The sequence below is a fragment of the Bradyrhizobium sp. USDA 4353 genome, assembly GCF_054063215.1.
In genome coordinates this window covers 3,847,597-3,871,721 of sequence record NZ_JBSSGB010000001.1, presented here as the reverse complement: position 1 = coordinate 3,871,721, position 24,125 = coordinate 3,847,597, and the positions used below count along the sequence as shown (strand labels likewise).

At 64.9% G+C, this 24,125-nt stretch carries 14 protein-coding genes and 1 pseudogene; 6 read left to right on the top strand and 9 right to left on the bottom strand.

Features of this window, described 5'->3' with window-relative positions; genetic code table 11:
* From ACVILH_RS17305 to ACVILH_RS17280, 6 genes are all read right to left on the bottom strand, one after another.
* Complete coding sequence (locus tag ACVILH_RS17305) at positions 1–2,220, bottom strand: tetratricopeptide repeat protein (protein WP_456713964.1); 2,220 nt, start codon at positions 2,218–2,220, stop codon at positions 1–3.
* Between the two features lie 66 nt (positions 2,221–2,286).
* Complete coding sequence (locus ACVILH_RS17300) at positions 2,287–4,509, bottom strand: O-linked N-acetylglucosamine transferase, SPINDLY family protein (protein WP_456713963.1); 2,223 nt, start codon at positions 4,507–4,509, stop codon at positions 2,287–2,289.
* A 162-nt stretch (positions 4,510–4,671) separates the two neighbouring features.
* Complete coding sequence (locus ACVILH_RS17295) at positions 4,672–6,894, bottom strand: O-linked N-acetylglucosamine transferase, SPINDLY family protein (RefSeq protein ID WP_456713962.1); 2,223 nt, start codon at positions 6,892–6,894, stop codon at positions 4,672–4,674.
* 71 nt (positions 6,895–6,965) lie between these two features.
* Positions 6,966–8,378: a mannose-1-phosphate guanylyltransferase/mannose-6-phosphate isomerase gene (locus ACVILH_RS17290; RefSeq protein WP_456713961.1), complete on the bottom strand. Its 1,413-nt coding sequence runs from the start codon at positions 8,376–8,378 to the stop codon at positions 6,966–6,968.
* Between the two features lie 12 nt (positions 8,379–8,390).
* Positions 8,391–9,407, bottom strand: a complete 1,017-nt coding sequence (locus tag ACVILH_RS17285; RefSeq protein WP_456713960.1) for an NAD-dependent epimerase — start codon at positions 9,405–9,407, stop codon at positions 8,391–8,393.
* 10 nt (positions 9,408–9,417) lie between these two features.
* On the bottom strand, positions 9,418–10,701 hold the full coding sequence (locus ACVILH_RS17280; protein ID WP_456713959.1) for a nucleotide sugar dehydrogenase: 1,284 nt from the start codon (positions 10,699–10,701) through the stop codon (positions 9,418–9,420).
* A gap of 211 nt (positions 10,702–10,912) precedes the next feature.
* On the opposite strand from ACVILH_RS17280, the gene ACVILH_RS17275 reads away from it, so the two are divergent.
* Positions 10,913–11,875, top strand: coding sequence for a lysylphosphatidylglycerol synthase transmembrane domain-containing protein (locus ACVILH_RS17275; protein WP_456713958.1), 963 nt, complete (start codon positions 10,913–10,915; stop codon positions 11,873–11,875).
* A 1-nt stretch (position 11,876) separates the two neighbouring features.
* Here ACVILH_RS17275 and asnB read toward each other — a convergent pair whose 3' ends face one another.
* Entirely contained in the window at positions 11,877–13,847 is a 1,971-nt protein-coding gene (gene asnB, locus ACVILH_RS17270; protein WP_456713957.1) for an asparagine synthase (glutamine-hydrolyzing), read from the bottom strand.
* A 35-nt stretch (positions 13,848–13,882) separates the two neighbouring features.
* Entirely contained in the window at positions 13,883–15,853 is a 1,971-nt protein-coding gene (locus ACVILH_RS17265; protein WP_456713956.1) for a TIGR04372 family glycosyltransferase, read from the bottom strand.
* Positions 15,854–16,312: 459 nt separating this feature from the next.
* Here ACVILH_RS17265 and ACVILH_RS17260 point away from each other — a divergent pair, with 459 nt between their 5' ends.
* The 3 genes from ACVILH_RS17260 (at position 16,313) to ACVILH_RS17250 (ending at position 20,276) form a co-directional block, all read left to right on the top strand.
* Positions 16,313–17,815, top strand: a complete 1,503-nt coding sequence (locus ACVILH_RS17260; protein WP_456713955.1) for an MBOAT family O-acyltransferase — start codon at positions 16,313–16,315, stop codon at positions 17,813–17,815.
* Positions 17,816–18,005: 190 nt separating this feature from the next.
* On the top strand, positions 18,006–19,010 hold the full coding sequence (locus tag ACVILH_RS17255) for a hydrolase (protein WP_456713954.1): 1,005 nt from the start codon (positions 18,006–18,008) through the stop codon (positions 19,008–19,010).
* 129 nt (positions 19,011–19,139) lie between these two features.
* On the top strand, positions 19,140–20,276 hold the full coding sequence (locus tag ACVILH_RS17250; RefSeq protein ID WP_456713953.1) for a hypothetical protein: 1,137 nt from the start codon (positions 19,140–19,142) through the stop codon (positions 20,274–20,276).
* Between the two features lie 19 nt (positions 20,277–20,295).
* Here the strand turns inward: ACVILH_RS17250 and ACVILH_RS17245 are convergent, their stop codons facing one another.
* On the bottom strand, positions 20,296–21,351 hold the full coding sequence (locus ACVILH_RS17245) for a hypothetical protein (RefSeq protein ID WP_456713952.1): 1,056 nt from the start codon (positions 21,349–21,351) through the stop codon (positions 20,296–20,298).
* A gap of 509 nt (positions 21,352–21,860) precedes the next feature.
* Here ACVILH_RS17245 and ACVILH_RS17240 point away from each other — a divergent pair.
* A pseudogene (locus ACVILH_RS17240) lies at positions 21,861–23,368 on the top strand (PfkB family carbohydrate kinase).
* Positions 23,369–23,377: 9 nt separating this feature from the next.
* Positions 23,378–24,100: a nucleotidyltransferase family protein gene (locus ACVILH_RS17235; RefSeq protein ID WP_456713951.1), complete on the top strand. Its 723-nt coding sequence runs from the start codon at positions 23,378–23,380 to the stop codon at positions 24,098–24,100.
* Positions 24,101–24,125: the final 25 nt, after the last annotated feature.

Genomic DNA, 24,125 nt, shown 5'->3' with positions numbered 1-24,125 from the left:
TCAGGCGGAGGCGCAATGGCGGCGCCAGAACAGGCGATAGCCCTCCTCCACCTTGCGCGTGTAGGTCTCGACATTGCCGGCCGCGGAGCTCGCGACCATGGCCGGCAGCTCCGCCCGCAGCTTCGCCAGCGCCTCGGGCCCGCGCGCATATTTCAGGGCGATGGCGATGTAGCCGTCGTCGTCCTCAGCGGCCCAATCGGGCAGCCCCACCGCAGTGTTGATGGCTGCGGCCGCCCGTGCCGCCGCGCTGTGCCCCAGCTTGCAGATCACGGGCACGCCGGCCTGCAGCGACTCCCAGGTGCTGACGCCGCCATTCTGCGGGAACGGGTCGAGCGACATGTCGATCTCCGCGAACTCGGCGATATGCTGATCGCGCGTCGACAGGCCGAGGCAGGTGATGCGCTCCTCGGCAATGCCGTGGGCCACGAAGCGGGCGACGAGGCCGTCGCGCAGCAGCGGCGCATCGAGCGCGCCGTTCTTGATCACGATCCGCGAGTCCGGCAGCTCCGCCATCAGCCGCGCCCACAGCGCAAGCGCGGGCTCGGAGATCTTGTCGATGCGGTTGAAGACGCCGAAGGTGACGTGGCCCTTGCGCAGCATCGGCAGCGGCGTCGGCTGCCAGCCCTGCAGCGGATCGGTGGTGATCACAGCCGGCAGGTCGTAGACCTGCTCGGCAAACAGAGGGCGCGCGGCCTCCGGCACCGTGACCGGGTCGGCGAAGAAGTAGTCCATCGTCGGCACGCCGGTGCCGGTGCCGCTGCCCCAGGCCGTGACCTGAATCGGCGCCGGCTTGCGGGCGAACACCGGCAGGCGGTTGCCGGCGGAATGGCCGGAGAGATCGACCAGGATATCGACCTCATCGGCTTCAATCCGATCGGCGAGCTCCTCGTCGGACATCTGCCAGGCGTCGACCCAGACGTCGGCGGCGGCACGGCACTGCGCCGTCATCCCGTCCTGCAGCGGCGAGCAGGAATAGCAGACCACCTTGAACGCGCCGTGATCGTGATGGCGCAGCACCGGCAGGAACACCAGCGCCGCCGAATGCGTCCGGAAGTCGGACGAGACATAGCCGATGGTGAGCCGCCGCTCCGGATCGCGGTCGCGCAGCGGCGTCGGCCGCCGCGCGATCTGGGCGCCGATCCTGCTCCACCATTCGCGTCGGACAGCCTGATGCTGGGCGAAGTCAGTATCGGGCATGAAATCGAGCAGGAAGACCTTGGCGGTGATCGCGTCGCCGAAATCCGGCTTGATCTCGAGCGCGCGCTCGAAATGCTGCAAGGCTGTCGCAAGGTCGCCCTGTCTGCAGAAGCATTCGCCGAGCCAGGTCCAGGCGACCTCCGAATGCGGGTTCTGCTCCAGCACCTTGCGGCAGGCATCCATCGCCGGCGCGATGTTGTCCTTGATGGCGCTGAGCTGGGCGAAGCCGAGCAGCGCCGCCTCGTGACGCGGATCGAGCGCGAGCGCGGCCTGGAAATCGGGCATCGCCTCGTCGAAACGTCCGGCCTGCTGGTGCAGCCGGCCGCGCTGGGCCAGCACCTGCGCAGCGTTTGGCTTGATCGCGAGCGCGGCATCGAACGCCGCGAGCGCGTCATCGGAATGGCGCAGATTGATGCAGGCGAGGCCCTTGCCGAACATCGCCTCCATGTGGCGCGGGGTGAGCGACAATGCGCGATCGAAGCTGTGATTGGCCTCGGCGTTGCGATTGAGCGTCAGCAGCGCCATGCCGCGATTGCAATAGGCGTCGGCGTAGTCCGGCTTCAGCGCGATCGCCTTGTCATGCGCCGCGATCGCCTCCTGCTGCAGGCCCAAGCGCATCAGCGTGTTGCCGAGCCCTGTGAGCGCGACCACGAAATTGGGCTTCAACGCAACCGCCCGCTCCTGGCACTTGCGCGCCTCCGCGTAGCGTTTGCGGTTGAACAGCGCGAGCCCGAGATTGGACAGCGCCTCAGCGTGACGCGGCTCGATCTCGACGGCCCGGGTCAACGCCTGCTCGGCGAGCTCGAGCTGGCCGCTGTCGAGCGCGATGACGCCGAGCAGATGCAAGGCATCGAAATGATCGGGCAGCAGCGCCAGGATCTGGCCGCAGACAGCCTGTGCATCGGCCGGGCGGCCGGCGCGATAGGCGGCAACGGCGCGCGGCATCAGCTCGTCCGCCTGCTTGCGGTGCTTCTTCTGCAACCGCGCATTCTGAAAGGCGCGGGTCCCGACATCGCTTGCCACGGAGAGGCTCCACCAAGATCTTGCACGACATCCACTGGGGGCTATGGCTCGCAGCCCCGCACGCACTCAATCCGGGTTGGCGCAGGAGCGCCGCCAGAACAGCCGATAGGCTTCCTCGACCTTGCGTGTGTAGGTCTCGACATTGCCGGCGGCAGAGCCCGCAACCCGCGCCGGCAACTCGGCTCTGAGCTGGGCCAGCCTGGCCGGCTCCGCAACATGCTTCAGGGCGATGGCGACATAGCAGTCGTCGTCCGCGGCCACCCAGTCGTCGAGTCCGAGCGCAGTGTCGATCGCGGCGGCGGCGCGCGAGGCTGGGCTGCAGCCGAGCTTCGCAAGGACGGGCACGCCGGCCTGCAGCGACTCCCAGGTGCTGACGCCACCATTCTGCGGGAACGGATCGAGCGAAATGTCGACATGGGCGAATTGCGCAACATGCTGCTCGCGCGTCGTCGAGCCGAAGCAGATGACGCGCTCTGCCCGGATGCCATGGGCGACGAAGCGCGCCACCAGGCCGTCACGCAGGAAGACGTCGTCGATGGCGGAATTCTTGACGACGATGCGGGCCTCCGGCAACTGCGTCATCAGCCGCCCCCACACCGCCAGCGCCGCATCGGAGATCTTATCGATCCGGTTGAAGACGCCGAAGGTGACATAGCCGGTGCGCAGCATCGGCAACTCCGTGGTCGGCATCACTGGCAGCGGATCCGTCGTGATCACCGCGGGCAAGTCATAGACCTGTTCGGCAAACAAAGAGCGCACGTCGGCCGGCACGGTCACCGGGTCAGCGAAGAAGTAGTCGATCGTCGGCAGGCCGGTCCCGGTGCCGTGGCCCCAGGCCGTGACCTGGATCGGCGCGGGCTTGCGGGCGAACAAAGTAAGCCGGTTGCCGGAGGAATGGCCGGAGAGATCGACGAGGATGTCGACACTGTCGGCCTGGATGCGAGCGGCCAGATCGTCGTCGGACATCTGCCAGGCATCGACCCAGCGGTCGGCCGCCGCCCGGCAGCGCGCCGTGACCTCGTCCTGGCGCGCCGAGCAGGAATAGCAGATCACCTCGAACTGAGCGTGATCATGATGGCGCAACACCGGCAGCACGGTGAAGGCCGCCGAGTGATTGCGGAAATCAGCCGAGACATAGCCGATGACCAGCCGCCGCTCGGGATCTCTGTTGCGCGGCGCCAGCACGGCGCGCGGAAGCCGCGTCCCGATCCGCTCCCACCATTCGCGGCGGGCGGCCTGTTGCCGGACGAAATCGGCGTCGGGCAGGAAGTCGAGCGTGAAGATCTTCGCAGCGATCGCATCGCGATAATCGGGCTTGAGCGCGAGCGCATGGTCGAAGTGCTGCAGCGCCGCCTCGATGTCCCCCTGCTTCGCATAGCAGCCGCCGAGCCAGGTCCAGGCGGCCTCGGAGGAAGGGTTCTGCTCGAGCACCTTGCGGCAGGCGGCCATGGCGGGCGCGACATCGTTCTGGTGCACGCCGAGATGGGCCCGGCCGAGCAACGCGGATTCGAGGTTTGGCTCGCGCGCCAGCGCCGCGTCGAAATCCGCCTTAGCCTCATCAAACCGTCCGGCCTGCAGATGCACCTGGCCGCGCTCGGCAAGGACGCTTGCCGCATCCGGCCTGATCGCGAGCGCCGCATTCAACGCCGCGAGCGCCTCGTCAAAATGGCGGAGCTTGAGGCCGACGAGACCCTTGCCATGCAGCGCCTGGATATGACGTGGATTGAGCGCCAACGCGCGATCGAAGCTCTGCAGCGCCTCGGCGCTGCGGTCGACGAGCAGCAGCGCCATGCCGCGGTTGCAATGCGCGTCTGCGTAGTCCGGCTTCAGCGTCACCGCGCGCTCATAGGCGGCGATCGCCGGCTCCGGCTCCTGCAGCCGCAGCAACGTGCTGCCGAGGCTATTCCAGCCGGCAGCGAAGCTGGGCACCAGCGCCACGGCGCGCTCCTGGTGCCGTCGCGCCTCGGCATGGCGTCCCAGATTGGACAGCACGATGCCGAGATTGGCGTGCGCATCGACATCGCGCGGATCGATCTCCACCGCGCGCGCCAGGGCCGCCGCGGCGTCGCTCAACGCGCCGGAATCGAGCGCAGCCATGCCGAGCAGCCGCAACGCGCCGGCGTGATCCGGCAGCAGCGCCAGCACCTGGGCACACAGCGAGCGCACCTCCGCCGGCCGCCGCGCGTGATACGCGGCGGTCGCGGCCGCCAACAACGGCTCGGCCTGCTTACGATTCTTCTTCTCGAGCCGGGCGTTCTGAAACGCACGCGAGCCGACATTGCCAGCCAAGGATCGTCTCCAGATCAGATGAGCCGGATGCAACAGACGCAACTGATTCGGCAGGTGACGCCGCCCGAACAACCAAGCCGGCCGGTGGACGACCCGCTTACGAATATCCTTCGCGAGGCTAGCACACGATGCTTGATTCGCGGGGCATGGGGGCGACCGGGTTCAGGTACCCGCCGCGCAATAGCGCCGCCAGAAGGTGCGGTAGCCTTCCTCGACCTTGCGCGTGTAGGTCACGACATTGCCGGCCGGCGAGCTCGCCACGCGAGCCGGCAGCTCGGCCCTCAGTTGCGCCAAGGCAGCGGGGTTGGCGGCGTGCTTCAGGGCGATCGCGATGTAGCCTTCGTCGTCCTCGGCCACCCAGTCGTCAAGACCGACCGCCTTGACGATGGCGCCGCCGGCGCGCGAGGCCGAGCTGTTGCCGAGCTTGGCCACCACGGGCACGCCCGCCTGCAGCGATTCCCAGGTGCTCACGCCGCCGTTCTGCGGAAAGGGATCAAGCGAGATGTCGATCTGGGCGAAGGCTGCGATGTGCTCATGCCGCATCGACGAGCCGAGACAGGTCAGCCGGTGCTCCGCGATGCCATGGGCCGCGAAGCGCGCGATCAGCCCGTCGCGCAAGAAGCTGTCGTCGAGCGCCCCGTTCTTCACCACGATGCGCGCATCGGGCAGCGCGCGCAGCAAGGCAGACCAGACACCGAGCACCTGATCGGAGATCTTGTCGACACGGTTGAAGACACCGAAGGTGACGTAGCCATTTTGCAGCATCGGCAGCGGCGTCGGCTGCGCATCCGGCAGCGGGTCCGTCGTGATCAGGGCCGGCAGGTCGTACACCTCCTCCGCGAACAGCGGCCGGACGGCCTGGGGCACCGTGACCGGATCGGCGAAGAAGTAGTCGATGGTCGGCAGGCCGGTGCCGGTCGCATTGCCCCATGCCGTGACCTGGATCGGGGCGGGCTTGCGCGCGAACAAGGTGAGGCGGTTGCCGGCGGAATGCCCGGAGAGATCGACCAGAATGTCGACCTGATCCGACCGGATGCGCGCGACCAACTCCTCGTCCGACAATTGCCAGGCGTCGACCCAGCCGTCGGAGGCCGCCTTGCACTGCTCGGTCACGGCATCCACCAGCGGCGAGCCCGAGTAGCAGATCACCTTGAACGCCTGATGATCGTGATGGCGCAGCACCGGCAGGAACGTCAGGGCCGCCGAATGGCTGCGGAAGTCGGACGAGACGTAGCCGACCGCGATCCGGCGCTCCGGATCGCGGTCGATGCCGGTGAGCTCAAACCGCGGCATGTGCGCGCCGATCCGGTCCCACCACTCGCGCCGGACCGCCTGATGCGCGGCGACGTCGGCGCCGGGATAGAAGTCGTGCGCGAAGATCTTCTTGAGAATGGCATCCTCGAAATCCGGCTTGATCTCGAGCGCGCGCTCGAAATGCTGGATCGCGGTAGCGGTGTCGCCCTGCCGGGCGAAGCAGGCGCCGAGCCAGAGCAGCGCGACCTCCGACGACGGGTTGGTTTCCAGCACGCGCTTGCAGGCGAGCATCGCCGGCGCGATCCGGTCGGTGAGCACGCCGACATGCGCCTTGCCGAGCAGAGCGGCTTCGAGCCGCGGATCGGCGGCAAGAGCAGCCTCGAAGTCGGCCTCGGCCTCGTCGAAGCGGGCCATCTGGACGTAGAGCCGGCCCCGCTGCGCGATGACCGCCGCCGCCCCCGGCTTGATGGCGAGCGCGGCGTTGAAGGCCGCGAGCGCCTGATCGAAATGCCGCAGATTGATGCTGACGAGCCCCTTGCCGAACGTCGCCTGCATGTGGCGCGGCGAAAGCCCGAGCGCGCGGTCGAAGCTCTGGCGCGCCTCCTCGTTCCGCTGCATCAGCAGCAGCGCCATGCCCCGGTTGCAATAGGCGTCGGCATAATCGGGCTTGACGGCGATGGCACGGTCATGCGCCGCCACCGCCTGCTCGAACAGCTGCATGTTCATCAGCGTATTGCCGAGCCCGGTCCATGCGGTCGCAAAGGTCGGCTTCAACGCGACGGCGCGCTCCTGGACGGCGCGGGCTTCCTCATAGCGCTTCAGGCTGGCCAGCACGAGGCCGAGATTGGCGAGCGCTTCGGCATTGCGCGGCTCGACGGCAATAGCGCGCGTCAGCGCCTGCTCGGCGAGATCGAATCGGCCACTGTCGAGCGCGGAGGCGCCGAGCAGATGCAAGGCCTCGAAATGATCGGGCACGAGGGCCAGCACCTGTCCGCAGATGGCCTGGGCATCTGCGTAGCGGCCGGCCCGATAGGCCTCGACGGCCTTCGGCAGCATGCCGTCGGCCTGCTTGCGGTTCTTCTTCTGCAGGCGCGCATTCTGGAACGCGCGCGATCCGATCGTGCTCGACAAGTAAGCTCTCCGGCGGACGACGTCCGGGGCTGTCTAGCACGGCTCGCGTGATTCGAGGGGAGGCCGGTGCCCTACTCGCGGCGGTAATCGTCCTCGATGCGGATGATGTCGTCCTCGCCGAGATAGGAGCCGGTCTGGACCTCGATCAGCTCGAGCAGGATCTTGCCGGGGTTCTCCAGCCGGTGAACCGCGCCCATCGGGATGTAGATCGATTCGTTCTCATGCACGGTCTTCACCGTCTCATTGACGGTGACCCGCGCTGCGCCGCGCACCACGATCCAGTGCTCCGAGCGATGATAGTGCTTCTGCAAGGACAGCCGCTGGCCGGGCTTGACGATGATGCGCTTGACCTGATGGCGCTCGCCATTGTCGACCGACTGATAGCTGCCCCAGGGGCGATGCACCTTGAGGTGCGCCTCGGTCACCTCAGGCGCGACCGTCTTGAGCTTGGCGACCAGCCGCTTCAGGCCGTTGGCATCGCGCTGGCGCGACACCAGGACGGCGTCCTGCGCGGCGACGACCACGAGATCGTCAACACCTTCCAGCGCGACCAGCGCCTTGTCCGTGACGACGTTGCAGTTGCGGGAATCCTCGAACACGGCAGTGCCCCGCGCGGCATTGCCCTGCCCGTCCTTGTCGGACAGCTCCCAGACGGCATGCCAGGAGCCGACATCGGACCAGCCGCAGGAGACCGGAGCCACGGCGGCCCGCTCGGTCTTCTCCATGACCGCGTAGTCGATCGAGATCGGCTTCGCCGCGGCGAAGGCGTCGGCATTCAGAATGATGAAGCTGAGGTCGCGGCCGGCCTTGGCGACCGCCTCGGTCACCGTCTGCACGCTGCCGGTATCGAACTTGCGGTACTCGTCGAGCAGCACGGAGGCGCGGAACATGAAGTTACCGCTGTTCCAGAGATAGCCCTCGCGGATGTAGCGCTCGGCGGTCGGCTGATCCGGCTTCTCGACGAATTTCGCGACCGCCCGCACCTCTCCGGATACCGGCGCGCCCGGGCTGATATAGCCATACTCGGTCGCCGCACGCTCCGGATTGACGCCGAAGGTGACGATGCGGCCAGCCTCTGCGGCCGCAAGCCCGGCCCGGCACGCCGCCAGGAAGGCCGCGGTGTCGCGCACGACGTGGTCGGCGGCCAGCGCCAGCACGACCGCCTCGGGGTCGCGCGACTGTGCAAAGGCGGCACCGGCGGCGATCGCCGGACCGGAGTCCCGCCGCATCGGCTCGAGCAGGACATCGGCCTCGATGCCGATCTCGGCCAGTTGCTCCAGCACCATGAAGCGGTAGGCGGCATTGGTGATGATGATCGGCCGCGCGAACAGGTCGGCGTCGGAGACACGCAGCAGCGTGTCCTGGAAGGTCGAACGGGTGCCGAACAACGGCAGGAACTGCTTGGGCCGGACTTCCCGCGACGCCGGCCACAGCCGGGTCCCGGCGCCGCCGCACATGATGAGAGGAATGATGCGTCCGGTCATGAAATCAATCCGTCAAATTCCGTGATACTCGCGGTACCATTTCGCAAAACGTTCAATGCCGTCGGCGATCGAGGTGGCCGGCCGGAAGCCGATGTCGCGCTCGAGATCGCTGACATCGGCATAGGTCGCCTCGACGTCTCCGGGCTGCATCGGCAACATCTCCTTGATCGCCGGCCGCCCGAATTCCTTCTCCAGCAGCGCTATCACGTCCATCAGCTGTTCGGGGTGATTGTTGCCGATATTGTAAATCCGCCAGGGCGCCCGGCTGCTCGAGGGATCCGGCTTGTTTCCGTCCCAATCCGGGTTTCCTTGTGGCGGACGGCCGATCAAACGAACGATCGCCTGCACGATATCGTCGACATAGGTAAAATCGCGCCGCATCCGGCCGTGATTGAACAGCCGGACGGGCTGCCCGGCGAGGATGGCCTTGGCGAAGATGAACATCGCCATGTCGGGCCGTCCCCACGGGCCGTAGACGGTGAAGAAGCGCAGGCCCGTCGCCGGCAGCCGGTACAGATGGCTGTAGGAATGCGCCATCAGCTCATTGGCCTTCTTGCTGGCTGCATAGAGGCTGATCGGATGGTCGACGTTGTTCTTGACCGAGAAAGGCAGCTTGGTGTTGGCGCCGTAGACGGAGGATGACGAGGCGAAAAGCAGATGCCCGCAGCCGTGATGACGGCAGCCCTCGAGCACGTTGATGAAGCCTTCGAGATTGGCATCGACGTAAGCGTGCGGATTTTCCAGCGAATAGCGCACGCCGGCCTGGGCGGCGAGATGCACCGCGACCGGGAAGCGATGCTGAGCAAACAGCGCCTGGATGCCGGCGCGATCGACGAGGTCGAGCTTGTGAAAGGTGAAGCCGGGCTGCGTCTTCAGGATCTCGAGCCGCGCCTCCTTCAGCTTCGGGTCGTAATAGGCATTGATGTTGTCGATGCCGATCACCTGGCGTCCTTCGGCAAGTAGCCGCTGCGTCAGGTGGAAGCCGATGAATCCGGCCGCGCCGGTCACGAGGATAGGATCGTCTGCCATGGTCGCTCCGTCAGGGCCGCCACAGCTCGATGGCGCGGGGTTTGCTCGCGCGGTCGAGCTTCATCTTCACGTCGAGCACGAGGCCGCTCTGCTCGCGCAGCAGGCCTTGAACGAGAGGCCAGCCGCCGGCGAGGAACTGATCGTGGGAGACAGCGAGCACGACGGCGTCAGCCGGACGTAGTGCCTCGATCGCCGTCAGGCCGATGCCGTACTCCTCGTGCACGGCCGCGGCATCCGCCAGGGGATCGGCGACCTGCACCTCGACGCCGAACGACTGCAATTCGCTGATGATGTCGATCACCCGGGAATTGCGGATGTCCGGCACGTTCTCCTTGAAGGTCATGCCGAGGATGGTGACGACGCCGCTGCGTCCCCTCCGCTTCAACAGCCCGCGGATGCATTCGCGCGCGATGCGCCGGCCCATCTCGTCATTGATGCGACGGCCGGCCAGGATCACTTGGGGATGATAGCCGGCCTTCTCGGCGCGATAGGTGAGGTAATAAGGATCGACGCCGATGCAGTGGCCACCGACCAGGCCCGGCGTGAAAGGCAGGAAGTTCCACTTGGTGGCGGCCGCCGCGAGCACGTCGCCGGTGTCGATCTCGAGCGCCTGGAAGATCAGCGACAGCTCGTTCATGAAGGCGATGTTGAGATCGCGCTGGGTGTTCTCGATCACCTTGGCGGCTTCGGCCACCTTGATCGACGGCGCGCGATGGATGCCGGCGGTGACCACCGAGCCGTAGACGTCGGTCACGACCTGCAGCGTTGCAGGGTTCTGCGCCGACACCACCTTGGTAATGGTCTCGAAGCGATGCGTCTTGTCGCCGGGATTGATGCGCTCCGGCGAATAGCCAACGTTGAAATCGGTGCCAGCCGTCAGCTTGGCGCAGCCTTCCAGCAGCGGAACGCAGTCTTCCTCGACGGCGCCGGGATAGACGGTGGACTCATAGACCACGATGTCGCCGCGCTTCAGCACCGTGCCGACGGTGCGCGTGGCGGCCAGCATGGCGCTGAGATCGGGCCGGCGCGCGCTATCGATCGGGGTCGGGACGGTGACGATGAAGAAATCGGCGGCGGCCATCTCGGCCGGATCGCTGGTAAAGCGCAGTCCAGGGCGCCGAAGATCGGCCGCATCGACCTCACAGGTGCGGTCGCGCCCCTCCCGGAGCTCGGCCACCCTGCCGGCATCGATGTCGAATCCGATGACCGGACAGCCCGCGCGCGCAAACGCTGCAGCGACCGGCAGGCCGACATAGCCAAGGCCTATTACCGCAATCTTCCGGCCATGAGACATAAATTGATATTCCGGTCGTTTCGGAGGCCATTGACGCCACCCCTGCGACTGTTTAGCCACCGGGGCATCAGGACCGCAAGGGGTCGGCCGTCGCGTCGGCTTGGGCCCGTCCGAGGTCCGGTCCTGCCAGGACGGGAGTTGCGCGTCTCGCACTCGGCTTGGGACCTCTCAAGTTTGGGACCTCTCAACCAAGAGCGAAGCCGATCCTCGCATGCGTGCGTTTTTGATTCTCCTCCTTCGGATCGTGGTGTCGCTCGCTTTGCTGTATCTGGCGCTGCGCGGGATCAACTTTGCGGCCATCCGCGAGCGGCTCAGCCAGATCAACATCGCCTGGATTGCGCTGGCGGTCGCCATCACGCTGCTGCAGATCTTCATCGGCGCGCTGCGCTGGCGCGAGATCTCGGCGCTGTGCGGCGCCCCGCTGACCGACCTCAGGGCGTTCCGCTACAACATGATCGGCGCGTTCTTCAACCAGACCCTGCCCTCCTCGATCGGCGGCGACGCGGTCCGGCTGTGGCTGATCGGACGCACCGGCGCCGGCTGGCGCGCGGCGAGCTACTCGATCCTGACCGACCGCGCCGTCGGCTTCATTGCGCTGGCGCTGATCATCGTGGCGAGCCTGCCGTGGAGCTACGGCATGATCGCCGACGAGCACGGCCGGCTGGCGCTCGTGCTGGTCGATATGGCCGCGCTGGCGGCCGGCGTCGGCTTTCTCGTGATGGGCTATCTGCCGGCCCAATGGATGAAGGCCTGGTGGCCGACGCGCCACGTCTACGCGTGCTCCGTCATTGCGAACAAAGTGATCTTCGGCCGGGCCACCGCCGTCAAGATCGCCGTGCTGTCGCTGTCGATCCACGTGCTCGCCGTCGTGATCGCCTGGTGCGCGGTGCGCTCGATCGCGGCCCCCGCCGCCTTCGAGCAATTGTTCCTGCTGACCCCGCCGATCATGCTGATCACGATGCTGCCGATCTCGATCGCCGGCTGGGGCGTGCGCGAGGCGACGATGATGGTCGCCTTCGGCTATGCCGGGCTGGCGCCGGCCGACGGCACCGTGGTCTCCATCCTGTTCGGCGCCGTGTATTTCATCGTCGGCGGCATGGGCGGGCTAGTCTGGATCCTCAGCGCCGAAAAGGGCAAGGGCGACATGACCGTTCCGGCGACGGTCGAGGACTGAGCTATCGGGCCGCTGCCCATTCGTCGTGCCAGGCCTGGGCCATCAGCACGTTCCACAGCCAATAGGAATGATTGTGGCGACGGCTCAGATGCTCGTCGAACATGCGGCTGACGCGCGCCGCATCGAACAGGCCCTGCCGGCTCAGCCGCGCCGGCGACAACAGGTCCGCGGCCCATGATTGCAGCGGCCCGCGCAACCACGCGTCGAGCGGAATGCTGAAGCCGGTCTTCGGCCGGTCGATCATCTCGGCCGGCACATGGCGATACAGCACCTGCCGCACCAGCCATTTGCCGCGGCCGTCGCGCACTTTCATGCGGGCGGGAATGGTGGCCGAGAACTCGACGACGTCCTTGTCGAGGAACGGCACGCGCGTCTCCAGCGCCACCGCCATCGCGGCCCGATCGACCTTCTGCAGGATGTCGTCGCTGAGATAGCTGAGCGAATCCGCCAGCGTCATGCGATCGAGCGGATCGAGCGGCGTGCGCAAGTGCTGCATCTCCCCGCCGGCCCAACTCGCCCCCTCCTCGCCGCCGATGACCGTGCGAAGCGGATCCTGGTCGATCGAGCACAAGGTGCGATAGAGGCCATCGAAGCCGTCGGCGGCGAGAATGCGGCCGAGCTTGGCGACCTGGTCTCCGGCATGCCGCACCTTCAAGCGGGTCGGCAGCACCGGCTGCAGCAGCTTGAGGATCGTATCGGCCGGCTCCGGCGCGATCGCCCCGAGCACCGCACCGACGGCCCGCCGCAGCGGCATCGGCATGCGCCCGAGCCGCGCCTGCAGCGCACCACCCCAGACATGGCGATTATATCCGCCGAACAGCTCGTCTCCGGCGTCGCCCGACAGCGCGACGGTGACGTGCCGCCGCGCCAGCTGCGCCACCAGATGCGTGGGGATTTGCGAGGAGTCGGCGAATGGCTCGTCGTAGATGCGGGGCAGCTTTGGAATGACATCCATCGCGGTCTGCGCATCGACATAGAGCTCGGTATGATCAGTGCCGAGATGCTGCGCGACCCGGCGCGCATCCTCAGCCTCGTTGTAGCCGCCCTCGGCAAAGCCGATGCTGAACGTCCGCACCGGCTGGCTCGTCTGGGCCTGCATCAGGGCGACGATGGTCGAGGAATCGACGCCCCCGGAGAGGAACGCGCCGAGCGGCACATCCGACAGGCACTGTCGTTTCACGGCCGCCGACAGCAGCTGTTCCAGCCGTGCGATCGCCTCCGTCTCATTGCTGATACGGTCGCTCTGCGCCGCAACGACACGGTCGCGCAGCGACCAATAGGCCTGGGGCGCAGGCGCGCTCCCCGGCGCCGCGTCGGCGGCGAAGCTCACGAACGAAGCCGGCGGCAGCTTGCGGACGCCGCTCCAGATCGTCGCGGGCGCGGGCACATAGGAATAGCGCATGAACGCAGTGAGCGCTGCGCGATCGAGCGACGGCGTCCATTGCGGGTGGGCCGCGAGCGCCTTCAGCTCGGAGCCGAACACCAGATCGGCCCCGCTCCAGCCGTAGAACAGCGGCTTCTCGCCGAAGCGGTCGCGCGCCAGCACCAGCTGCCGCGCTTCGGCGTCCCACAGCGCGAAGGCGAACATGCCGACCAGACGCTGCAGCGCCGGCTCGATGCCCCACTGCCTGACCGCGGCAAGCAGCGTCTCGGTGTCGGAGTGCCCGCGCCAGTTCGGCGCCGCACCAGCGGCTTCGAGCTCGGCGCGAATGTCGAGATGATTATAGATCTCGCCGTTGAAGGTGATCGTGTAGCGGCCGCAGGCGCTGTGCATCGGCTGCGCGCCCGCTTCCGAAAGATCGAGGATCGCAAGACGGCGCTGGCCAAAGGCCATCCCGACATCGGCTCGCGTCCAGATCCCCGACGCATCCGGGCCACGATGCGCCAGCGCGGCGGTCATCCGCGCGACGGTGCCTGAGAGACCGCTCTCATCGGCTCCTCCAGGTCTCAGCAGACCGGCTATGCCGCACATGACACGCTCCCAGATGCCGCGCGATGCCGCATGGCTCAGCCCGCGTTCTCCGCGTCGAGAAGAAACTCCTTCTCGTGCCGCGTGAGAAAGCCCAGGCTGGGCCGGCTCGTCCCATAATAATAGGGCAATGCGAGTGCCCGTCGCCAGAGCGAGAGAACTCTCTCGGCATCATGGGCGGCATCGAATTCAGCCGTCCGGCCCTCCGCGATCGCAAGCACCTCTTCCACCGTGTGCAGGATATCCTCTGCCGAGTTGTTCTCCGGCCGCGCCCCGCTGCGGCCCAGCACGGCGGCATCGAACACCCGCCAGCGCCAAGGCGTGCTTGTCAGCTGACGCTGCGTCAGCATGGCTCCGTCGGCGAGCCGCACCGGCTTGAGTGCGAAGCGGACATTCTCGTTCCACAATTGCGCGTCGGTCGTGATCGCGTTGACGATCGCGCAGGGGATGCCAAAGCTGACCGCGACATTGGTCAATCCGGAGGTCGTCCCGATGAACGCCCGGGCATGCCGGATCAGATGGATGTCCATCAGATCGGACCTGAACTCGCTCAGCGCGTAGTCGATGGTGCGCTCCATCGGCGGCAATTTCGGCGAGTTCGGCCCGCCGAGCTTGATGACCCAGCCGCCGCGCGAGGTGATCAGGCGAATGGCGTCCAGCAACGTCTCGATGGGCGCATTCCGATGCGTCTGGCCGGTCCCCACGAATTCGAAATAATGAGCCGCATCGCGCGTGTGCAGGCACACATACCAGTCGTCCGGCTTCATGCCGAATCGATCTCGCAGACCCCGGATCGGATCGCTGCCGCCGGCAGCAACATCCGCTCCATATACCCTGTCGCACGCATCACGCAGTGGGTGCCTCCCGCCTTTACGCTCCCACATCTCGATCGCGAGCGCGCCGGCCTCTTGCCATGCCACCACCTTGCCATCAGGAAGCCGAAAGGCGTTGAAGTTCAATCCGCACCATCTCTGAAGCGAGAGCAGTTCCTCGGCAGTCGCCTCGGAAACATCCTCGCCAACGGTCACGAACTTGCAGAGACGCTCAAATAGCCGGAAGAACGAGGCGTTGGCGATCAGGGTCGGCCGAACCACCACAACTGGCTGCCCCGACCACCAGCCGAGGTCCCGCATACGCAGGAGGATGTCCAGCATGCCGAGATGTCCAATCTGGGTGGTCCACTCCTCCGGGATTAGGCTCAACTCGTCGAATGATACGTCGAGCTGAGCCAGCAACTTCTTGAGAGCGTCGGAAACATCAGGAATGCCCCTCTGCTGCAACCAAGCCCGAGAGTTCAGCGCGCGCTCGAACAGGCGCAGGCCGACGTCGCCGCGACCAACATGTGTGACTCGCTGTCCGGCGAAGTTGCACAGATCGAACATACGACCCGAGGGGCCGCTCGCAATGTCGAGCCCATTGGGCAAATATCTCCCCTCCGATCGCGCGGCGATATTTTGATGCGGGCGCAACCACCCGGCGTCGAGTTTGCAGGCCATCTCCATGCTTTGCAAGGCTGCCGCCTCGTCATCAGCTACGATCTCAATCATGGCCGTCAGATGGGCAAGATGGGCCGTCGGCTCGACGTTCGCCGTTCTGATGTGCAGTGCGGCCCGATACGCCTGCTCAAACTCACCCAATTCGAACAGCGACCGAAGCAGCGCAAAGCCGACCTGAGGGGACGACGTTGACAAGCCATTGGCGCCGATCCAAGCGCATGCCTCGCGGTACGCTCCGATGCCGTGCAAGACCCGGGCTGACGACTTCCTAAACGGTGAGGAAAATCGCGACGAGAACCGGAAATCAGGCGTGTCGGCGAGACGCGCGGTCACGTACGGAAAATAGGCCTGGTACAACCGGCCACGTCCCTTAAAATCGATCACATCAAGCATCACGAGAAGCAGGAACACCAAGCGCGGCGGCAAAGTGTTGAGAGTAATCCCCGCGACGAGGAAGCAGAAATAGACGAAGCGCCTAGAGGGCCGCCCCAGGAGCCTGCTCACAAGGGACATGCATCAATTCCTTACTGGACTCGGCCGCCACCCTGACGCGGGTATAAAGACGGCTGGGCACCAGGCCATCCTCGAACGGGCACCAACGCATGAACAGGTGCGAGATGTTCGCAACCAGCGCATCGAAACGAAACTCTTGAGAATGAAACTCGTGGAAATGAAACTAGCCTCGGCCCATAGTGCGCCCGTCCCGCGCATTGACTGCTACCCAAGAGCGCAGGCACGCCCGATACGCGAAAGCCGGTTGGGGTGTGCGGATGGAAGATAGCGGAGATATATCCGAAAAATTCCCGACCGAAAAGCACCAAGAGACTCGCGCACTCCGTTCAGGTTGTGTGTCTCGCCACACATCTCCCGACAATCCCCGGCAGATCGCGGCCTGCAGCGGCCTCCAACTTGGCACGCCGCGCAATCGTTGGTAAAGCAACGTCACCCGCGGCAACATCAAGAAACCTTGGTATGCTCTTCACGCAGTTTGAGTTTCTGTTCCTGTTCCTGCCGGTGACCTTCGCCGGGTACTTCCTGTTGGCGCGATTCGTAGTTTCGCCCGTGGCTCGTCTGAGCTGGCTTGCCGCGGCTTCGCTTACATTTTACGGCTACTGGGACATCCACTTCGTTCCGATTATTCTCGTCTCCATCGTTTTCAATTACACGATGGGCCTGCTGATCTCAGGCCAGAGCGGCAAGGCGCGAAGCGGATTGTTTGCGGCCGCAATCGCCCTCAATCTGAGCGCGCTGGCGTTCTACAAGTACACCAATTTTGGCATTCAGATCCTGAATGCGCTGACGGCGTCGAGATATCCCGCGCTGGCGATCGTGCTGCCGCTCGGCATCTCCTTCTTCACGTTCACGCAGATCGCCTATCTCGCGGACGTCTATGGCGGCTATTCCAGTGAACGGAGCTTCGTCAAATACGGGCTGTTCGTCACCTATTTTCCGCATCTGGTCGCCGGCCCGATCCTTCATCACCGCGAGATGATGCCCCAGTTCGGCTCGGAGGACAGCCGAAAAATCTCGATCGAGAACGTTGCGATCGGCCTCACGATCCTCACCATCGGCCTGTTCAAGAAGTCGTTCATCGCCGACGGTTTCGGCATGGTGGCGAGTCCGGTGTTCCAGGCCGCCAATTCCAGCCATCTTCATCTCATCGATGCCTGGGGGGGCGCACTCGCCTATTCGCTCCAGATCTATTTCGACTTTTCCGGCTACTCGGACATGGCAATCGGCATCTCGATCATGTTCGGGATCAGGCTGCCATTCAACTTCGATGCGCCCTATAAATCACAGAGCATCGTCGAATTCTGGCGGCGCTGGCACATCTCGCTGTCACGGTTCCTGCGCGACTATCTCTACATTCCCCTCGGCGGCAACCGCCATGGCGAGCACCGGCGGAACGCCAACCTGTTCACCACGATGCTGCTCGGCGGCCTGTGGCACGGAGCCGGCTTCACGTTCATCATCTGGGGCGCACTCCATGGGCTGTTCCTGATCGTGAACCATCGCTGGAGCAAGTTCGTCGAGAAGCGGCCGGCGCTGGCCCGTCACACCGGAACCATCTGGTATACCTTCGTTGCGCTGCTATTGACCCAGTCGGCCGTGGTTCTCGCCTGGGTATTCTTCCGCGCCGACAACCCGAATGCGGCCGTCCGGCTGATCAAGGGCATGATCGGGCTGTCCTCGCCGGAGAAGATCACGATCACGAATCTGGTTGATCCACGCGTGATGATCGCGATCGCGGCCGGCTACGCGGCATGCCTCGTGCTGCCCAATGTGAACGCCATGTTCGAGCAATGGAAGGTCGGGCTGGAGACCTACCACAATCCGCGGCCGTGGAGCATTCTCGATCTCAAATGGCGGCCGTCGCTGACCTGGGCGATCGGCACGTCGGTGGCGCTGGTTGCGGCCGTGCTGATGAATATCATTGCCGGCGACACGTCCCAGTTCCTCTATTTCCAGTTCTGATAGACCACACGTGATGTACCGCGAGGAGTCGCACTGGCCTCGCTGAGGAACGGTCCAACGGCAGCCCCATGACTGATCAGCAGCCGTCGCCAAAATCGTCGCGACCAACCGACCTGACGCGGCGCTACGTGACATCAGTGCTGGCCAAGCCGCCATTGCCGGCTACCTGCTGCCAGTCGGGCTTTTTCGCTTGGCGCGCCCCTTCGGCGCGTCGGCGGGGCTGGAGGCTCTCGCTGAATCGCAGCGCGACAATCCGGACCAGATCGTGCTCCCATTCGATCTGCGCTACAATGCGGCGTTCAAGCTCGCGAGGCTCGAGCAGGAAAACCCCGAAATCGTCTGGATCGGGACCTCGCGCGCCGGGGCTTTTCGCGCCTCGCTGTTTGCGCCATACCGGTTCTACAATCTGTCGTTTACGGCCTGGACCACAGGGCAGCTGGCAGACCTGTTCGACCGAGCCACCCGGCGGCTGCGTCCTCGTGTTGCGATCCTCTCGCTGGATCATTTTCTGTTCGCCGACCGCTGGGAAGAATGGTTCGCGACGGCCCGACGGATGCACTACGATCATTCCTTGACCTATCTGAGGGCCAGCCTTCTCGATTTCGCGCGGACCGCCACACGCAACCCCGAGACCTTTCGCGATTATCTGCGTGCTCCGAGCACCTTCGTAGGGACCCAATCCATCGTCCACCAGGAGGGGTTCCGCAGCGACGGCTCCTATGTCTACTCGGCAGGTCACATTGCCGACGCCCGATCGCGCTTCATGAACGCGGAGACGCTGGCCCAGACCCTGCCCCGCGCGCCCGGCCTGTCATCGAGGCTGAAGCAGCCGATTGCGTGGCTTGCGGAGATGGCAAGATCGCGCGGCATCAAGCTCATCGGCGTTCAGTTGCCGTTCATCCGCGCTGGCGTCGAATTGCTCGATCGTGAGCAGAACGGCCCTTTCGGGTTTGGCGCTTGGCGGGAGTTTGCGTCTGACGAGACCAGAAGCTGGCTGCGAGACCTCGGAATTCCGCTCTTCGATCTGGCGCGCCTGCCGATGGCCGACGAGAGCTCCAGCTTCGTCGACGCGTACCATCTCGCCGAAGCCGGGGCTGCGAGGGTGATGCTGCATCTGCTGGACGCTCCTGATTTCCGGGCGGAGTTTCCGCGAATCGACCCTGGCCGCATCGCGCTCAATCATGCAGGCCACTGACAGTGACGGCTTCTCGGCGAGCTTGCCTATCGGCAGCCACGGAGTGTACCACGAGCACAGGGGCACGAGTTGCTGGCCAGGCTCGTTGCATCCAGAAGCTTGAAAATACCATCGAGTGGGTATGAAGCCGTGACGCGGTATGTTGCGATTTTGCTAGCGCTATTTGCCGCCGTTTTCGTGCCTCTGCTTGCCGTCCTTGAATGGGTCGGATGGCGTCTGGGGGCGACCGTTCCGCTGTCCATCATCGCGGCCGAGCAATCCGGCAATGACCGGCTGCTCTGGCTCGGCGGCTTCAAGGATTATGCGCCCTACAAGCTGGAGCGCATCAAGCAGGTCCAGCCCGAGGTACTGCTGGTCGGCAGTTCGCGCTGCGGTCAGGCGCGCGAGCAGATATTCCGGCCGTATGTCGCTTACAACGCTTGCCTGACGGCTTGGCCGCTCACCCATGTGGTGGATTTCATCGACCGCGCGACCATCATCGCCAAACCGCGCGTCGTTATCGTGGCGTTGGACTACTTCCTGTTCGGCGATTTCCTCGCCGAAGCCTGGCAGAAGCAGCGGACGATGGACTTCAGCCAGGGCATCGATTCGCATCGACGGAAGCTGCACGACGTCGCCGATTTCGCCATCCGGACGGGCCTGGACGTGAATACGTTGACGTCGGCGGTGAAGACGCCCCAGTTCGAACAGGTGGACAACAACCGGCTGATCGGAACAGAAGCGATTCGCGGAAAGTTCGGCTTCCGCAAGGACGGCTCGGTCATGGTGGCTCCTCCCTATCGAGCCATCGCAGCGGACACCTTGGCGCGCGGGGCTCAATATGTGACGTCCTCGTTCCCGGGAGCTCCCCATCTGAGCGAGCGCCAAATGGGCGAGATCGAGCGACTGTCAAGGCTGGCGCGGGAGCGCGGCTTCACGGTCGTTGCGATTCAATATCCATTGCAGGAAAGCGCCGCCGCGTTTCTCGATACCGATGAGGCCTACTGGCCCTATTCGGGGCTTTGGCGCGAGCTCCGGAGCAAGCCGACCGTCGAGCGGTTTTCGGTGCTGGGTGTTCAGTTCTTCGATATGAGCCGGACCCAGATCTCTCAGGACGACGGCAACTTCTTCGATCCCGCGCACCCCTCGGAACGGGGCATGCTCAAAACCTTTCTCGCGCTGCTCGACCGGCCCGAGTTCGCCAAATTGTTCCCGAAGATCGACCGGAATGTTCTGGCGACCGACCTCGAGCGCTCGAAGGGCGAGCAGTTCGACCTCTATCACTGAGCCGAGCCGGCCGAGGCCATCAGTCTCCCCTGCTCCCACGGGATCCGACCGCCTCCTTGAAAGCCCTCGTCTTGACGAGCTCGGCCGCAAGATAGCGAGTGAACTTTTCAGCGCCCTGCTTGTCGAGATGGCCCCCTCCATCGAGAGTCGTGAGCCCATCGAACGGCGGGGCAATCAACTCCACATCGAGCGCTTTCGCCAATTGCTCGGCCTGGCGTTTGCAGGACTGGCTGTGCGGAACCAGCATGAAGACGGCCCTGCCGCCGATCTCCTTCAAAAACGTCCTGGCATAGCTGACGGTCTCAGCATTGGTGTCACAGGCTTGATCGCGCTCGGACCGCATCGGCTTGTTGTTGGTGGCCACGTAGCCGGGATTGACGTCCAGCGCCATGTCGCCATTCGAGACGTTGCGATAGAGACCGCTATCCGAGAACTGCCCGGTCCGAGCCGCCGCGGAGAGGTCCTTGAGGCGCCAGCGCAGGTTGCGTCCGATGACCGTGAGATAGCCGCGCAGCCGGTCACGCGACACGGCCGCCACCGGCACCTTCTGCGGCCCCAGCGTCACGTTCAAATCGGCGCTGAAGAAATGCGCGAACTGATCGTCGACATTGATGACCCAGAGCGGCGGACGCACGTCCCAGCGTGCAATCACGCGGCGTGAGAACTCTCCGCCGCGAATTCCGACGAAGGCCATGTTGTAGAGCTTGAGGCGATTGAGTTGGTCTGATGCTTGCAACGTCGACCGGTCGATCGCATAGCTCACGAAGGACGGTCCGAGAAACACCACGTCCGCAGCCTTCGCGGAGGCAACCGAGGACCCGATGTTGCTGTAGAAGATATCCTGATCCTGGATCTGCGGGATGTGCTGGCCGCCGAAATTCCGATACCAGTTGCGGTCTCCCGACCGCTCGATCTGAGAGAAATAGTCGGGCAAGGTCCGTGCGTCGAAGACGACCATGAGCACGGCAGCAAGCGTCAGCACGGTCAGGACGCAGCTTCCGACCACCACGACGTATCTGCGCAGAGCTCTCGTCGAGGCAGCACTTTCGGGCATCCAGTCGGCCCGTTTCAGCATGGTTCGTCTCTCAAATCTCAGCGGCCCGCCGAGGCCCCCTTTTCGCCAGGCGAGCGATACAGACTAGCAGCAGCGAACTCAAGCCACCCAGCGGATCAGGAAGTCGAGCTGCAGGACCAGAGGCCGACATGCTTCATGCTCGCAACTATCACCGCGTCGTTGTAACGGGCTCGGAACGAGTCGCGATACGGCGCTGCCCGGGAAAGCAACACAACATTCAAGTTCCGGACGCACGGTACAGCTCAGAAGGGTTTGTGCTGCTGCGCACACCTGATAAAGAGGTGATCTGAAAACGGGAAAGCGCTGCGTTCCTCCGAACCGATCATGAGAATGCATTGACTTTTCACAATGAAATCAATGTCGACGATTGAAGCCAGAGATGTCGAACGCGGTTCTCCCAAGCCGAACCCACCAGCGGGCCTTGCGCTTTTCCGTCTGCGATTCGATCAATCAGCCAGCGCACTGACAGAGCGCAGCACCTCAGCATGAGCGAGCCGGAGGCGAATTCCTTGGACCAGGTGAGTGATACGGCGCGGATGGATCTGGCGTGCCATGCGATCCGGGCATCCTGCGAATCCGGGCAGACGATTGCATTCGTGTCAGGCAATTTCAACGTCGTGCATCCCGGACATCTGCGGCTCCTGAAGTTCGCCGCCGAGCAAGCGGACGTGCTCGTGGTCGGCGTGAACCCGGATTCGACGCCCGGCGTGACCCTGGCGCAGGACATGCGGCTGGAAAATGTGCGGTCCATCGCCTTTGTGCACCATGCCGTGCGCTTGGATACGTCCGCCTCCGACTTCATCTCGCATCTCAAGCCGACGGTGGTCGTCAAGGGCAAGGAGTTCGAGGACCGCGCCAACCCCGAGCAGACCGCGGTGGACGCCTATGGCGGTCGCCTGATCTTCTCGTCCGGCGAGCTGCGCTTCGCCTCGTTGTCGCTCCTGGAGCGCGACGCCAATATCGACATTTCGACGGTGCGAAAGCCGCTGGAGTTCCCCAAGCGCCACGGCTTCGAGATCTCGAATCTGAAGGATCTGCTCGGCAAGCTCGCCGGCATGCGGGTGGCCGTGATCGGTGATCTCATCATCGACGAATATGTCACCTGCGATGCCGTCGGCATGTCCCAGGAGGATCCGACCATCGTCGTGACGCCGCTGATGACCCGCACCTTCGTCGGCGGCGCCGGGGCGGTGGCGGCGCATGCGCACGGCCTCGGCGCCGACGTGAAGTTCTTCACCCTCGTCGGCGATGACGAAGCGGCGCGGTTCGCGCGCAACACGCTGGAGCAGCACGGCGTCAACTTCAACGCCTTCACCGACCAGAGCCGTCCGACGACCCGCAAGCAGCGTTTCCGCGCCCTCAACAAGACGCTGCTGCGCGTCAACCATCTGCGCCAGCACGCCTCCGACGCGGACCTGCAACGGCAGATGCTGACCTCGGTCGAACGTGCGCTGAAGAGCTGCGATCTCCTGCTGTTCTCCTGCTTCAACTATGGCTGCCTGCCGCAGGATCTCGTCGACGCGATCGCCGATCGTGCCCGCGCGCCCAGGGCATGATGATGGCGGCCGACAGCCAGGTCTCCTCGCAGACCGGCGACGTCTCCCGCTTCAAGGGCATGACCCTGCTGACGCCGACGGAGCGCGAGGCGCGGGTCGCGCTGAACGACTTCACCTCGGGCCTCGCCGTGATCAGCGAACGGCTCGTCGAACGGGCCCGCACCAAGAACCTGGTGATCACGCTCGGCGCCGAGGGCGCGCTGATCAACACCATGGCCGAGGGCACCTTCACCTCCGACCGCCTGCCCGCATTCAATCCCTCACCAAAGGACGTCTCCGGCGCAGGCGATAGCTTCTTCATGGCCTGCTCGATGGGCCTGCGCGCGGGTGCCGACATCTGGCAGGCCTCCTATCTCGGCTCGCTGGCCGCAGCGCTGCAGGTCTCCAGAGTCGGCAACCTGCCGCTGACGACGGCGGAGCTGGTGCGGGAGATCGACGAAACCGGCTTCAGCCACGAGTAGGATGTCGTCATGCGTGCCCTTCTGCTCGCGGCCGGGATCGGAAGCCGGCTGCGCCCGCTGACCAATACGACGCCGAAATGCCTCGTGCGTGTGCACGACCAGCCCCTGCTCGACTATTGGCTCGACCTCGTCTTCGAGGGCGGCATCGAGCGCGCGCTGCTGAATACGCACTGGCTGGCCGAACAGGTCGTGGCCCACGTCGCGCAGTCGCGCTGGCGCGACCGGATCGATCTCGTTCACGAAGATGAACTGCTCGGCACCGGCGGCACCATCCTGGCGAACCGCGCCTGGTTCGGCGATCAGCCGTTCCTGGTGGCGCACGCGGACAATCTGACGGATTTCGACGTCAAGGGCCTGCTCGCCGCCCACCAGGGCCGGCCAGCCGGCTGCATCATGACGATGCTGGCGTTCCGGACCGACGATCCGAGCTCTTGCGGGATTCTCGAACTGGATGCCGAGCGCAGAGTGATCGCCTTCCACGAGAAGGTCAAAAATCCGCCCGGGAACCTCGCCAATGGCGCGGTCTACGTGTTCGACCCAGCGGTGATCGCCGACATCGCGGCGCTCGGAAAACCGGTCGTCGATCTCTCCACCGAAATCATCCCCAACTATTTGGACCGCATTTTGTGCGTGGAAACCAGCGGTTATCATCGGGATATCGGCAACCCGGAAAGCTTGCGCCGGGCTCATTTGGAGTTTAAGCACGAACCGCGCCGTGGCGGAGACGCTTGACGGGCGGCTTTGGCCGCCTTCTCCT

Coding starts and splice junctions, on each gene's coding strand:
- ACVILH_RS17290 (WP_456713961.1), bottom strand. CDS start 8,378: ATGACCGGACGCATCATTCCTCTCATCATGTGCGGCGGCGCCGGGACC.
- ACVILH_RS17285 (WP_456713960.1), bottom strand. CDS start 9,407: ATGGCAGACGATCCTATCCTCGTGACCGGCGCGGCCGGATTCATCGGC.
- ACVILH_RS17280 (WP_456713959.1), bottom strand. CDS start 10,701: ATGTCTCATGGCCGGAAGATTGCGGTAATAGGCCTTGGCTATGTCGGC.
- ACVILH_RS17275 (WP_456713958.1), top strand. CDS start 10,913: ATGCGTGCGTTTTTGATTCTCCTCCTTCGGATCGTGGTGTCGCTCGCT.
- asnB (WP_456713957.1), bottom strand. CDS start 13,847: ATGTGCGGCATAGCCGGTCTGCTGAGACCTGGAGGAGCCGATGAGAGC.
- ACVILH_RS17265 (WP_456713956.1), bottom strand. CDS start 15,853: ATGTCCCTTGTGAGCAGGCTCCTGGGGCGGCCCTCTAGGCGCTTCGTC.
- ACVILH_RS17260 (WP_456713955.1), top strand. CDS start 16,313: ATGCTCTTCACGCAGTTTGAGTTTCTGTTCCTGTTCCTGCCGGTGACC.
- ACVILH_RS17245 (WP_456713952.1), bottom strand. CDS start 21,351: ATGCTGAAACGGGCCGACTGGATGCCCGAAAGTGCTGCCTCGACGAGA.
- ACVILH_RS17235 (WP_456713951.1), top strand. CDS start 23,378: ATGCGTGCCCTTCTGCTCGCGGCCGGGATCGGAAGCCGGCTGCGCCCG.